The sequence below is a fragment of the Streptomyces thermolilacinus SPC6 genome (assembly GCF_000478605.2).
GTDB lineage: Bacteria > Actinomycetota > Actinomycetes > Streptomycetales > Streptomycetaceae > Streptomyces > Streptomyces thermolilacinus.
This window is the reverse complement of the sequence record NZ_ASHX02000001.1, coordinates 1,775,352-1,788,073: the sequence shown is the minus strand read 5'-3', so window position 1 is coordinate 1,788,073 and position 12,722 is coordinate 1,775,352. Positions and strand designations below refer to the sequence as shown.

Genomic DNA, 12,722 nt, shown 5'->3' with positions numbered 1-12,722 from the left:
TCCTGCCACGGCCCCGCGTGCTCCGGCACCGCCCGTGCCGATCCCGGTCCTGCCACGGCCCCGCGTGCTCCGGCACCGCCCGTGCCGATCCCGGTCCTGCCACGGCCCCGCGTGCTCCGGCACCGCCCGACCCGCCCGCCGGCCCCGCTCACCCCGTGTGGAATGCCGCCAGCACCGGGGCCAGGGCGTGCGGGGCCACCACATGGGTCTGGCCCGTCAGGGTGGAGTGCCGGGCGTGCGGGAGGGCCCGCGCCACCGCCCGCGCCGCGTCCCGCAGCCACCGCGGGCTGGCCCCGCCGTCGAGGACCAGCACCCGCTGGCGCACCCGCGCCAGGAGCTCGGACGGCACGCCGTCGTGGGCGTCGTCGTCCGCGCCGTACGGCGGCTCGTACACCGACAGCCTCGCCACCGGCAGCACACCCGCGGCCGCCGCCGCCAGGGCGAGCGCGCCGCCCGACGACAGGCCGTGCACCCCGGCGCCCGCGCCCGCCACCGCGACGACCGCCGCCAGGTCCTCGACCTCCCGACCCGGTCCGCGCCCGGCCGCGCCGCCGCCCGGTCCGCGCCGGTCGTACGTGTACGTCGTGAACCGCTCCGCCAGCAGCCCGGCCAGCCGCCACTCGCCCCGCCCCGGCGACAGCGCCCCGCCCACCAGCACCAGCGGCGGACCCTCGCCCCGCCGCTCGTACGCGATCGTCGTGCCGTCCGCCGACGTCACCCGCCCCCGGACGGGCGCGGTCGGCGCCACCGCCCTCGTCATCAGATCGTCCATACGGGGGCAGACCCGGGAGCCGACCGCAACTCATCGCTCCGGACGGGAAATTCCCGAAGAACACCGTCCAGGCCCCCCTCCGGCCCCGGCCGGGACGCCCAACCCTCCCCGGCTCAGCCCTCGTCGTCGCCGTAGAAGCAGAAGTGCCCCTTGATGGCGGCTACTTCGGGCTTCGGGTCGAGGTACGCCCACACCGCGTCCGGGCGGCCGGGCAGGGACCAGTACGAAGCCGTGCCCTTGAACGGGCAGTACGTGTGCGTGTCCGAGGGCTCCAGCAGGTCCGTCCGCACGTCCTCGGGCGGTATGTACAGGCGGACCGGGCAGCCCGTCTCGCGCAGGGCCAGTGCGCGGGAGCTCCGCGCGACCTGCTCGCCGTCCCGGACGACGCGGACCGGCCCGTCCGCGGGCTCGATCGTGATGCGGTGCCCCGAAGTGGTCATACCAGGGCAACGGCCGACCGTACGGCACGGTTCCCCGCCCCGTACGGTTGCCCCATGAACATCTGCGTCTTCCTCTCCGCCGCCGACCTGGACGACCGCTACACCGGGCCCGCGCGCGAGTTCGCCGAGCTGCTCGCCAAGGGCGGTCACACGCTCGTGTGGGGCGGCTCCGACGCCGGTCTGATGAAGGTCGTCGCGGACGCCGCGCAGCAGGCGGGTGGCCGGCTCGTCGGCGTGTCGGTGGAGTTCCTCGCCCACAAGGCGCGGCCCGGCTGCGACGAGATGATCATGACCAAGGACCTCGCGGAGCGGAAGGCGGAGCTGCTGGCCCGGTCCGACGCGATCGTCATCATGGTCGGCGGCACCGGCACCCTGGACGAGGCGACGGAGATCCTGGAGCTGAAGAAGCACGGCATGCACACCAAGCCGGTCGTGCTGCTCAACACGGCCGGTTTCTACGACGGCCTCAAGCAGCAGTTCCGTCGCATGGAGGCGGAGGGCTTCCTCCCGCTGCCCCTCGCCGACCTGGTGTTCTTCGCCGAGGACGGCGTCTCCGCGCTCGCCTACCTGGAAGAGGCCGCCGGGATTCGCTGACGGCGCGGGTGCGAGCATGGCCCCCATGACCACACACCTGATCACCGGCGCGGGCTCCGGCATCGGCGCGGCCGTCGCGCGCCGCCTCCACGCGCGCGGGGACGAGCTGATCCTGCTGGCCCGGGACGCCGGACGGGCCAAGGAGCTGGCCGACCTGTACCCGGGCGCCCGCACCCTCGTCGGGGACCTCGCCAACCCGGACCGGCTGTCCTGGGCGTTCTCCCACCAGCAGTTGCCCGACCGGCTCGACACGCTGCTGCACATCGCGGGAGTCGTGGACCTGGGCCCGGTCGGGGAGCTGACCACCAAGGCGTGGCGCACTCAGCTCGACGTGAACCTCGTCGCCCCCGCCGAGCTCACCCGGCTGCTCCTGCCGCAGCTGCGGGTCTCCCAGGGGCACGTCGTGTTCGTCAACTCGGGTGCCGGGCTCCGCGCCAACCCCGACTGGTCCGCGTACGCGGCGTCCAAGCACGGCCTGAAGGCCCTCGCCGACGCCCTGCGCGCGGAGGAGCACGGCCACGGCGTGCGGGTCACGTCCGTCTACCCGGGCCGCACCGCCAGCCCCATGCAGGCCAAGGTCCACCAGCAGGAGGGCAAGGAGTACGACCCGGCCGGGCTCATGGACCCCGACTCGGTCGCCACCACCGTCCTGACCGCCATCGACCTGCCGCGCGACGCGGAGATCCAGGACCTCACCGTCCGTCCGGGCCGATAGCTCCGTCCGGGGCCGCCGGTGGCTCCGCCCGTGCCGGTGGCTTCGTCCGGGCCGGTGGCCACGTGCGCGTACGCTTCCCGGGTGAGCGAGAACAACCACAGCGACGACATCAACTGGGGCCCGGCGACAGGGGTCGGGTCGATGCCGGGCGGCGACGCGCGCGAGGCCGCCAGGACCGTGACCGGGTCCTTCGAGGACTTCGTCCACCTGCCCGAACTGCCCGCCCGGGGCCCCGGCGCCGACATGATCGGCCGCACGCTGGGGCTGCTGGTCGAGGTCTACGCGCACGTGGAGCCCAGCGGCTGGCGGATCAGCGACCGGCCCGGCCGGGACACCCGCCGCGCCCACTCCTGGATGGGCGAGGACCTCGACGCGCTGGAGGAGTTCACCCAGGGGTACACCGGCCTGCTGAAGGTCCAGGCGGTCGGCCCGTGGACGCTCGCCGCCGCGCTGGAACTGCGGGGCGGCGAGGCGGCCCTCGGCGACCCCGGGGCCTGCCGCGATCTCGCCGCGTCGCTCGCCGAGGGCCTGCGCGGCCACCTCGCGGAGGTGCGCCGCCGGGTGCCGGGCGCCCGGGTCGTGCTCCAGCTCGACGAGCCGTCCCTCACCGCCGTCCTGCGCGGCCACGTCAGGACCGCGAGCGGCTACCGCACCTACCGGGCCGTCGACCGGCAGGTCGTGGAGGGCGCCCTGCGCGACGTGACGGGCGTCCACGACGGGCCCTCCGTCATCCACTCCTGCGCCCCCGACGTGCCCTTCGCGCTGCTGCGCCGGGCCGGAGCGGCGGCCATCTCGTTCGATTTCGGGCTGCTCACGGAACGTGATGAGGAGGCGATCGGGGAGGCCGTCGAGGGCGGGACGAAGCTGTTCGTGGGCGTCGTGCCCTCCACCGACCGCGCGTTGTCAGACTCTGCCGGTAGCGTCATGGGTGTCAGGACGCTGTGGCGCAGGCTGGGGCTGAATCCGGGGACTCTCGCGGACTCCTTGGTGATCACCCCGACGTGCGGGCTCGCGGGCGCTTCGCCCGACTATGCCCGCCGCGCGCTGGCGCACTGTGTCAAGGCGGCGAAGTCCCTCGCGGACAACCCTGAGTAACGGGAGGATCGACGTGGCTGTCGAACAGCACGACCAGCGCGACGTGGTACCGGCGGAGGTGCGGGAGGAGCACGCCCGGCTGTCCGAGGAGGTCGAGGAGCACCGCTTCCGGTACTACGTGAAGGACCAGCCGGTCATCAGCGACGCCGAGTTCGACCGGCTGCTGCGGTCCCTGGAGGAGCTGGAGGAGCGGTACGCGGAGCTGCGTACGCCCGAGTCGCCCACGCAGAAGGTCGCGGGGACGTACGAGACGGAGTTCACGGCCGTCCAGCACCGCGAGCGCATGCTCTCCCTGGACAACGTCTTCGACGACGAGGGGCTCGCCGCCTGGGCCGAGCGCGTCGGCCGCGACGTCGGCTCGGCCGGGCACCACTTCCTGTGCGAGCTGAAGGTCGACGGCCTCGCCGTGAACCTCACGTACGAGAAGGGCCGCCTCACGCGCGCGGCGACCCGTGGCGACGGGCGCACCGGCGAGGACATCACGCCGAACGTCCGCACGATCTCCGACATCCCCGAGCGTCTGAAGGGGGACCGCGTCCCGGACCTGGTGGAGATCCGCGGCGAGGTCTACTTCCCGATGGAGAAGTTCGAGGAGCTGAACGCCCGTCTGGTCGCCGCCGGGGACAAGCCGTTCGCCAACCCGCGCAACGCCGCGGCGGGTTCCCTCCGCCAGAAGGACCCGCGCGTCACGGCCACGCGCCCGCTCCACATGGTGGTGCACGGCATCGGCGCGCTGGAGGGCCTGACCCTCGGCCGGCTGTCCGAGGCGTACGAGCTGCTCCACGAGTGGGGCCTGCCCACGGCCCGGCACAACCGCGTGGTGGACGGCATCGACGGCGTACGGGAGTTCATCGCGTACTACGGCGAGAACCGCCACTCGGTGGAGCACGAGATCGACGGCGTCGTCGTCAAACTCGACGAGATCCGCCTCCAGGGCCGCCTCGGCTCCACGTCCCGCGCCCCGCGCTGGGCGATCGCGTACAAGTACGCGCCCGAGGAGGTCAACACGAAGCTGGTGGACGTCCGCGTCGGCGTCGGCCGCACGGGCCGTGTCACGCCGTACGCCCAGGTGGAGCCGGTCACGGTCGCGGGCTCCGAGGTCGAGTTCGCCACCCTGCACAACCAGGACGTGGTGCGCGCCAAGGGCGTCCTGATCGGCGACACGGTCGTGCTCCGCAAGGCCGGAGACGTCATCCCGGAGATCCTGGGGCCGGTCGTGGACCTGCGGGACGGCAGCGAACGGGAGTTCGTCATGCCGGCCGAGTGCCCAGAGTGCGGGACGCCGCTGAAGCCCATGAAGGAGGGCGACGTCGACCTGCGCTGCCCGAACGCCCGTACGTGCCCCGCGCAGCTGCGGGAGCGGTTGTTCTACCTGGCCGGGCGCCGCTGCTTCGACATCGAGAACTTCGGCTACGTGGCCGCCGCCGCGCTCACCCGCCCGCTGGAGCCCGCCGAGCCGCCGATCGTGGACGAGGGCGATCTGTTCGACCTGACGATCGAGCAGCTGCTGCCCATCAAGGCGTACGTCCTCGACCAGGACAGCGGGCTGCCCAAGCGCGACCCGAAGACCGGCGAGGAGAAGGTCGTCACCGTCTTCGCCAACCAGCAGGGCGAGCCGAAGAAGAACGCCCTCGCGATGCTCAGGAACATCGAGGAGGCCAAGAGCCGCCCCCTGGCCCGGATCATCACGGCGCTGTCGATCCGCCATGTCGGCCCCGTCGCCGCCGAGGCGCTGGCCCGCGAGTTCCGCTCCATCGAGCGCATCGAACAGGCCACCGAGGAGGAGCTGGCGGCCGTCGAGGGTGTAGGGCCGACCATCGCCGCGTCCCTGAAGCAGTGGTTCGCGGAGGACTGGCACCGCGAGATCCTGCGCAAGTGGCGCGCCGCGGGCGTCCGCATGGAGGAGGAGAGCACCGGCGAGGAGGAGGGCCCCCGCCCGCTGGAGGGGCTCACCGTCGTCGTCACGGGCACGCTGCAGAACCACACCCGGGACGGCGCGAAGGAGGCGCTCCAGAGCGCGGGCGCGAAGGTGACCGGTTCCGTTTCCAAGAAGACGGCGTTCGTGGTGGTCGGGGAGAACCCGGGCTCCAAGTACGACAAGGCGATGCAGCTGAAGGTTCCGGTTCTGGACGAGGCCGGCTTCGCCGTCCTGCTGGAGCAGGGCCCCGACGCCGCCCGCGAAGCAGCCGTCCCGGTCGAACAGTAGGGGAACAGCGCGCGGAACAGGCCGGAAAACGTCACCCGTTCAGCGCATATCAGACGGATAAGGGTGGCCGGGTCGCATTCGGGCAAGAGCTGTAGAGCGCTGCCCGTCAACGCCCTCCGCGGCCTACTGTTGTGACGTGCGCCTGTCGTGCGCGGCCGCGTGGGAAGTCCAGTCGTGGTGGCATGACAACAGGCCATCACCAGGCAGAGGCAACGGCACCGCCGGCTGTGAGAGGGACGGAATGAAACCGACCGAGAGTGCCGACCCGGTCGCACGACCGCGTACGCGAGCGGGATGCGCGACGGCCCGCGAGGGCGTCCTCGCCAGGCTGCCCGCCGTCGTCGTGACCCTCGCGGCGATCGCGCTCGCCACCGGCTTCTACCGCGCGGTGAGCGACGGCCACGCGCTGTTCCCCGGCGGGACGACCGGCTGGTCCCTGGCCGTCCTCACCGGCATCGTCGTCGGCCACCTCGTGGCCCTCGGCCGGGACCGCTGGTGGGGCGGCACCGGCTCCGGCGCCGCCCTCACCCTCGCCGTGCTCCTCCTGTACGGGTGGGTGCCCGCCGGGCTGGTCAGCCTCGCCGTCGTCGTCCTCGTCGGCGCCGCCCGCAGGCACCGCTGGCGGCAGGGCCTGCTGCACGGCGCCGCCGACGTGCTCGGCATCGGCGGCGCCGCGCTCGTCCTCGCCGCGTTCGGTGACGTGCCGTCCGTCGAACGGCCCTGGCAGCCCCTCGAATGGGGGATCGCCGCCGTACCGGAAGTCGCCCTCGCCGCCGGGACGTACCTGGTGGTGACCCGGCTCGTCCTGTGGTACACCCTCGCCCCGCCCGGCGGCGGCCTGCCCACCGCCGCCCGCACGGCGCTGCTGCGGCAGGGCCTCGTCGCCGTCGCCCTGCTCGGCATCGCCCCGCTCATCTGCGTCGTCGCCGTCTCCCTCCCGGTCCTGCTGCCGCTGTTCGCCGTGCCCTTAATCGCCCTCGACTCCACACTCTGGATCGCGCGCGCCCGCGCCGAGGAGCAGCTCCGCGACCCCCTCACCGGCCTCCCCAACCGCCAGTGGCTGCTCGAACGCACCTGGGCCGCCCTGGAGGCCGCCGAGGCCGACAACCGGCGCGCCGCGCTCGTCCTCATCGACCTCGACCGCTTCCGGTCCGTCAACGACACGCTCGGCCACCTCGCCGGTGACCGCCTCCTCCTCCAGATCGCCGAGCGCCTCCGCCTCGCCCTGCCGCGCGGAGCCGAGGCCGCCCGGCTCGGCGGCGACGAGTTCGCCGTACTGCTGCCGGCCACCGACTCCACCACCAGCGCCCAGCGCGTCGCCCGCCACCTCGCCGCCGACCTGTCCTCCCCGCTCGACCTCGACGGGCTCACGCTCGTCCTGGAGGCCAGCGCCGGGGTCGCCGTCTTCCCCGACCACGCCCTCGACGCCGAAGGGCTCCTCCAGCGCGCCGACGTCGCCATGTACCAGGCGAAGCGGGACCGGACGGGGGTCGAGGTGTACGAGTCCAAGCGCGACTCCAACACCCCCGACCGGCTCGGCCTCCTCGGCGACCTGCGCCGCGCCCTCGACGCGGGCGAGGTGGAGCTGCACTACCAGCCCAAGGTCCGCTTCGACGGCCATGTCGCGGGCCTGGAGGCGCTGGTCCGCTGGGTCCACCCGGAGCGCGGCCGCGTCCCCCCGGACGAGTTCATCGCGATCGCGGAGTCGTCCGGCCTGATGCCGCACCTCACCGAGTACGTCCTGGAGACGGCGCTCGGCCAGGTCGCCCGCTGGCGCGCCCAGGGCCTGGAGGTCCCCGTCGCTGTGAACGTCTCGCCGCGCGACGTCCACAGCCCCGGCTTCGCGGGAGCCGTCGCCGCCCGCCTCGCCCGGCACGGCGTACCCGCCGGCGCCCTCCAGCTGGAGATCACCGAGCATGTGCTGCTGGAGGACCCGCAGCGCGCCGCCGACACCCTCGCCGGGCTGACCGGCCACGGCGTGAAGATGTCGCTGGACGACTTCGGCACGGGCTACTCGTCGCTGGTCCACCTGCGGCGCCTCCCGGTCAGCGAGCTGAAGATCGACCGCTCGTTCGTGGCCCGCCTCGCCGTGGACACGGAGGACGCCGAGATCGTCCGCTGCACCGTGGACCTCGCCCACTCGCTGGGCCTCCTCGTCGTCGCCGAGGGCGTCGAGGACGACGAGACCTGGGAGCGCCTGCGCGACCTGGGCTGCGACGCCGTCCAGGGCTGGCTGGTCGCCGCCGCGATGCCGCCGCAGGAGACGACGGCGTGGCTCCGCGCCCGCGGCGTACACGGCTGGCACCGCCCCACCACGGCGCTCCCGCCGTCCACGCCCGCCCCGTCCGACCACTCCCCGGACCACCCCTCCGGCCGTCCGTCCAGCCACCCGGTCACGTAGACCGGACCACCCGCGGGGCCGTCCGGCCAGCCGGACCGGCGGCCCGCCGGGCCACCCGGCCGCACACAGAGGTACGGATGGAGGGGCAAACCGTTTCACGGGCACCGCGGCGCGACCCATAGGATTGGGCCAAAACCCAATCACTCACCCCTGAGGATCGCTGCATGCCTGGCATCACGCGCGAGGAGGTCGCCCACCTCGCACGGCTGGCGCGTCTGGAGCTGAAGGACGAAGAGGTAGACCACTTCGCCTCCCAGCTCGACGACATCATCGGCGCGGTCGCCCGCGTCTCCGAGGTCGCCGACCAAGACGTTCCGCCGACCTCCCACCCGCTGCCGCTGACCAACGTCATGCGCGCGGACGAGGTCCGTCCGTCGCTCACCCCCGAGCAGGCGCTCTCCGGTGCCCCGGCCCAGGAGAAGCAGCGTTTCAAGGTGCCGCAGATCCTCGGGGAGGACTGACCGACATGACGGACAGCACCATCATCAAGCTCACCGCGGCCGAGATCGCGGCGAAGATCGCCTCCGGCGAGCTCACCGCCGTCGAGGTCACCGAGGCACACCTCGCCCGCATCGAGGCGGTGGACGAGAAGGTCCACGCCTTCCTGCACGTGGACCGCGAGGGCGCCCTCGCGCAGGCCCGCGCCGTGGACGAGAAGCGCGAGCGCGGCGAGGAGCTGGGCCCACTCGCCGGTGTCCCGCTCGCCCTGAAGGACATCTTCACCACGTGCGACATGCCGACCACCGTCGGCTCGAAGATGCTCGAAGGCTGGGTCCCGCCGTACGACGCGACGCTCGTCGCGAAGCTGCGCGCCGCCGACGTGGTCATCCTCGGCAAGACCAACATGGACGAGTTCGCCATGGGGTCCTCCACCGAGAACAGCGCCTACGGCCCGACCGGCAACCCGTGGGACCTCACCCGCATCCCCGGCGGCTCGGGCGGCGGCTCGTCGGCCGCCCTCGCGTCGTACGAGGCCCCCCTCGCCATCGGCACGGACACGGGCGGCTCCATCCGCCAGCCCGCCGCCGTCACCGGCACGGTCGGCGTCAAGCCGACGTACGGCGCGGTCTCCCGCTACGGCATGGTCGCGTTCTCGTCCTCCCTGGACCAGGGCGGCCCCTGCGCGCGCACGGTCCTCGACGCGGCCCTCCTCCACGAGGTGATCGCCGGGCACGACCCGATGGACTCCACGTCCATCGACGCGCCCGTCCCGCCGGTCGTCGAGGCCGCACGCAACGGCCGCGTCCAGGGGATGCGCGTCGGCGTCGTCAAGCAGTTCCGCGGCGAGGGCTACCAGGCCGGTGTCGTCCAGCGGTTCGACGAGTCCGTCGAGCTGCTGAAGGAGCTGGGCGCCGAGATCGTCGAGCTGGACTGCCCCTCCTTCGACCTGGCGCTCTCCGCGTACTACCTGATCGCGCCCTCCGAGTGCTCCTCCAACCTCGCCCGCTTCGACGGCCTGCGCTACGGCCTGCGGACCGGTGACGACGGCACGCGCTCGGCGGAGGACGTCACCTCCCTCACCCGCGAGGCCGGGTTCGGCGACGAGGTCAAGCGCCGCATCATGCTCGGCACGTACGCGCTCAGCTCCGGCTACTACGACGCGTACTACGGCTCCGCGCAGAAGGTCCGCACGCTCATCACGCGCGACTTCGAGAAGGCGTTCGAGCAGGTCGACGTGATCGTCTCCCCGACGACCCCGACCACGGCCTTCCCGATCGGCGAGCGCGCCGACGACCCGATGGCCATGTACCTGGCCGACCTGTGCACCATCCCGACCAACCTCGCGGGCAACGCCGCCATGTCGCTGCCGTGCGGCCTGGCGCCGGAGGACAACCTGCCGGTCGGTCTGCAGATCATCGCCCCGGCCATGAAGGACGACCGTCTGTACACGGTCGGCGCCGCGGTCGAGGCCGCCTTCGTGGCACGCTGGGGCCACCCGCTGCTGGAGGAGGCTCCGTCGCTGTGAGCGCACTGACCAAGGCCAAGGGCTTCAAGAAGTCGAGGGCCGGTACGTACCTGTCGATCGGCACCACCGCGTTCGGCGCGCTGAGCGTGATCAAGCAGGCCCGCAAGGCCCGCACCGAGAGCGACACGCTTCTGCTGCTGGACGCCGTCGTGTCCGCCGCCGCCATCGCGACCGGACTCGCCATCCTGGTGCGCGAGCTGAAGCGCGTCGGTGACGACGACGTCCTGTTCGGCTGAGAGGGATTGTTTTCACCGTGACCGTCACGACTGACCTGGTGTCGTACGAGGACGCCCTCGCCACCTTCGAGCCCGTCATGGGCCTGGAGGTGCACGTCGAACTCGGCACCAAGACAAAGATGTTCTGCGGCTGCTCCACCGAGCTGGGCGCCGAACCGAACACCCAGACCTGCCCGGTCTGCCTCGGCATGCCCGGCGCGCTGCCCGTCGTCAACGCGACCGGCGTCGAGTCCGCGATCAAGATCGGCCTCGCGCTGAACTGCGAGATCGCCGAGTGGTGCCGCTTCGCCCGGAAGAACTACTTCTATCCGGACATGCCGAAGAACTTCCAGACCTCCCAGTACGACGAGCCGATCGCCTTCAACGGCTACCTGGACGTCCAGCTGGAGGACGGCGAGGTCTTCCGCGTGGAGATCGAGCGCGCCCACATGGAGGAGGACACGGGCAAGTCGACGCACGTCGGCGGCGCCACCGGCCGCATCCACGGCGCGTCCCACTCGCTGCTCGACTACAACCGCGCGGGCATCCCGCTGATCGAGATCGTCACCAAGCCGATCGTCGGCGCCGGTGACCGCGCCCCCGAGGTCGCCAAGGCGTACGTCGCCGAGCTGCGCGCCCTCATCCGCGCCCTTGGCGTCTCCGAGGCGCGCATGGAGATGGGCCAGATGCGCTGCGACGTCAACCTGTCGCTGCGCCCCATCGGCACGGAGAAGTTCGGCACCCGCAGCGAGACGAAGAACGTCAACTCGCTCCGGTCCGTCGAGCGGGCCGTCCGCTACGAGGTCCAGCGGCACGCCGCGGTCCTCATCGGCGGCGGCACGATCGTGCAGGAGACCCGTCACTTCCACGAGGACGACGGCTCCACCACGTCCGGCCGGGTCAAGGAGGAGGCGGAGGACTACCGCTACTTCCCCGAGCCCGACCTCGTGCCCGTCGCCCCGTCCCGCGAGTGGGTGGAGGAGATCCGCGCCGGGCTGCCCGAGCTGCCGCGCGTGCGCCGCAACCGGCTGCGCGAGGAGTGGGGCGTCTCCGCGCTGGACATGCAGGCCATCCTCAACGCGGGCGCGCTCGACCTGATCGTCGCCACGATCGACGCGGGCGCCCCGGCCGACCAGGCCCGCAAGTGGTGGATGGGCGAGCTGTCCCGGCACGCCAACGAGACCGGCACGTCCCTGGACGAGCTGGCCATCACCCCGGCGCAGGTCGCCCGGGTGACGGAGCTGGTGACCTCCGGCGACCTCAACGACAAGCTGGCCCGCCAGGTCATCGAGGGCGTTCTCGCGGGCGAGGGCGACCCGGACACCGTCGTGGAGAAGCGCGGCCTGAAGGTCGTCTCCGACGAGGGTGCCCTGGGCGCGGCCGTGGACGAGGCCATCGCGGCCAACGCGGCCATCGCCGACAAGATTCGAGGCGGCAAGGTCGCCGCGGCGGGCGCGCTGGTCGGCGCGGTCATGAAGGCCACGCGCGGCCAGGCCGACGCGGCCCGGGTTCGGGAGCTGATCCTGGAGAAGCTCGGCGTCACCGAGGGCTGAGCCCGGGGGCCGGACGTCCCTGTCCGACCCGCTGCTGTACGAGGGCGGCGCACCGCAAGCCGGTGCGCCGCCCTCCGCACTCCCGCACGCCCCTCCCGCTCCGGTACGCCGCGTGCCGCCCGCGTGGCCGTCCGCCGCCCCGTACGCCCCTGCACGTTCGTACGCCCGCCTGCCGCCTGCCGCCTGCCGCCTGCCCCGCGCCTCCTCGCGCCTCCCGCTCGGTTGCCCTCCACCCGCCCGCCCTGCCCCGCACCTTCGGGCCCCGGCGCACCACCTGCCTTGAGGGCCCGCGCCACTCGCGCCCCCGCAGCCGTTGCGCTCGCCTCCTTGGGCACTCCGCCGCCTCTGGCCCCGCGCCGACTCGGCCCGCCCCTGCCCCGCATCGCGCCCGGTGCCCACCGCCCGCCGCTGTGCCCGCACCTGCCCGGCATTCCGCGCCCGCGCTGAGCAGCCCGCGCTGTTCGTGCCGCTCCGCTGCTGCCCCGGGATCTCCCCGTCACCCGCGCGCCACCTCCGCCCCGTCCGCCGCTCGCCGCCCGCCACCCCCGCTCGCGCCCGCCGCCCTGTGCCCCGTCCCTCCCGGCGCCCGCCCCGGGCATCCACGCGGATCCCGCGCCCGCTGCTGCTCCGCGTCCTTCGCGCTGCCCGCGCCCTCCTGCGGTGAACCCCGCCCGTGCCACTCGGCGCCCGCCCGGCTGCCGTCCACCCGCCGCCGCTGGGCCGGCGCCCGCCCGGCTGCCCACCACCGCCGCTCGCTCGCTGTGC

11 protein-coding genes are annotated in these 12,722 nt (G+C 73.3%); 9 read left to right on the top strand and 2 right to left on the bottom strand.

The window, feature by feature from the left end; all coding sequences use genetic code 11:
* Nucleotides 1-148 precede the first annotated feature (148 nt).
* Together J116_RS07270 and J116_RS07265 are read right to left on the bottom strand one after the other, a co-directional pair.
* The gene (locus tag J116_RS07270; RefSeq protein ID WP_235617324.1) at nt 149-760 is read right to left on the bottom strand and encodes an alpha/beta fold hydrolase; all 612 of its coding nucleotides are present in this window, start codon (nt 758-760) and stop codon (nt 149-151) included.
* Nucleotides 761-885: 125 nt separating this feature from the next.
* The gene (locus tag J116_RS07265; protein WP_023586429.1) at nt 886-1,212 is read right to left on the bottom strand and encodes a DUF427 domain-containing protein; all 327 of its coding nucleotides are present in this window, start codon (nt 1,210-1,212) and stop codon (nt 886-888) included.
* Nucleotides 1,213-1,266: 54 nt separating this feature from the next.
* On the opposite strand from J116_RS07265, the gene J116_RS07260 reads away from it, so the two are divergent.
* The 9 genes from J116_RS07260 (at nt 1,267) to gatB (ending at nt 11,957) form a co-directional block, all read left to right on the top strand.
* A complete protein-coding gene (locus J116_RS07260) occupies nt 1,267-1,806 on the top strand; it encodes an LOG family protein (protein ID WP_023586428.1) in 540 nt (179 codons plus the stop codon).
* 25 nt (nt 1,807-1,831) lie between these two features.
* On the top strand, nt 1,832-2,521 hold the full coding sequence (locus J116_RS07255; RefSeq protein ID WP_023586427.1) for an SDR family oxidoreductase: 690 nt from the start codon (nt 1,832-1,834) through the stop codon (nt 2,519-2,521).
* An 81-nt stretch (nt 2,522-2,602) separates the two neighbouring features.
* Nucleotides 2,603-3,616, top strand: a complete 1,014-nt coding sequence (locus tag J116_RS07250; RefSeq protein ID WP_028963785.1) for a methionine synthase — start codon at nt 2,603-2,605, stop codon at nt 3,614-3,616.
* Between the two features lie 13 nt (nt 3,617-3,629).
* A complete protein-coding gene (ligA, locus tag J116_RS07245) occupies nt 3,630-5,822 on the top strand; it encodes an NAD-dependent DNA ligase LigA (RefSeq protein WP_023586425.1) in 2,193 nt (730 codons plus the stop codon).
* Nucleotides 5,823-6,063: 241 nt separating this feature from the next.
* Nucleotides 6,064-8,223: a putative bifunctional diguanylate cyclase/phosphodiesterase gene (locus J116_RS07240; RefSeq protein WP_023586424.1), complete on the top strand. Its 2,160-nt coding sequence runs from the start codon at nt 6,064-6,066 to the stop codon at nt 8,221-8,223.
* Nucleotides 8,224-8,387: 164 nt separating this feature from the next.
* Nucleotides 8,388-8,684 carry an Asp-tRNA(Asn)/Glu-tRNA(Gln) amidotransferase subunit GatC gene (gatC, locus tag J116_RS07235; protein WP_023586423.1) on the top strand — a complete coding sequence of 99 codons (297 nt, stop codon included), beginning with the start codon at nt 8,388-8,390 and terminating at the stop codon, nt 8,682-8,684.
* A gap of 5 nt (nt 8,685-8,689) precedes the next feature.
* Nucleotides 8,690-10,189 (top strand): Asp-tRNA(Asn)/Glu-tRNA(Gln) amidotransferase subunit GatA, encoded by a 1,500-nt coding sequence (gatA, locus tag J116_RS07230; protein WP_023586422.1) that lies wholly within the window; start codon nt 8,690-8,692, stop codon nt 10,187-10,189.
* Nucleotides 10,186-10,425: a hypothetical protein gene (locus J116_RS07225; protein ID WP_023586421.1), complete on the top strand. Its 240-nt coding sequence runs from the start codon at nt 10,186-10,188 to the stop codon at nt 10,423-10,425. The genes gatA and J116_RS07225 overlap by 4 nt, the downstream gene beginning before the upstream one ends.
* A gap of 17 nt (nt 10,426-10,442) precedes the next feature.
* Complete coding sequence (gatB, locus tag J116_RS07220) at nt 10,443-11,957, top strand: Asp-tRNA(Asn)/Glu-tRNA(Gln) amidotransferase subunit GatB (protein WP_023586420.1); 1,515 nt, start codon at nt 10,443-10,445, stop codon at nt 11,955-11,957.
* Nucleotides 11,958-12,722: the final 765 nt, after the last annotated feature.

What these genes read in the sequence shown, in the direction of transcription:
- gatC (WP_023586423.1), top strand. Translation starts at nt 8,388, where the DNA reads ATGCCTGGCATCACGCGCGAGGAGGTCGCCCACCTCGCACGGCTGGCG.
- J116_RS07240 (WP_023586424.1), top strand. Translation starts at nt 6,064, where the DNA reads ATGAAACCGACCGAGAGTGCCGACCCGGTCGCACGACCGCGTACGCGA.
- J116_RS07265 (WP_023586429.1), bottom strand. Translation starts at nt 1,212, where the DNA reads ATGACCACTTCGGGGCACCGCATCACGATCGAGCCCGCGGACGGGCCG.
- J116_RS07270 (WP_235617324.1), bottom strand. Translation starts at nt 760, where the DNA reads ATGACGAGGGCGGTGGCGCCGACCGCGCCCGTCCGGGGGCGGGTGACG.
- J116_RS07255 (WP_023586427.1), top strand. Translation starts at nt 1,832, where the DNA reads ATGACCACACACCTGATCACCGGCGCGGGCTCCGGCATCGGCGCGGCC.
- gatA (WP_023586422.1), top strand. Translation starts at nt 8,690, where the DNA reads ATGACGGACAGCACCATCATCAAGCTCACCGCGGCCGAGATCGCGGCG.
- J116_RS07260 (WP_023586428.1), top strand. Translation starts at nt 1,267, where the DNA reads ATGAACATCTGCGTCTTCCTCTCCGCCGCCGACCTGGACGACCGCTAC.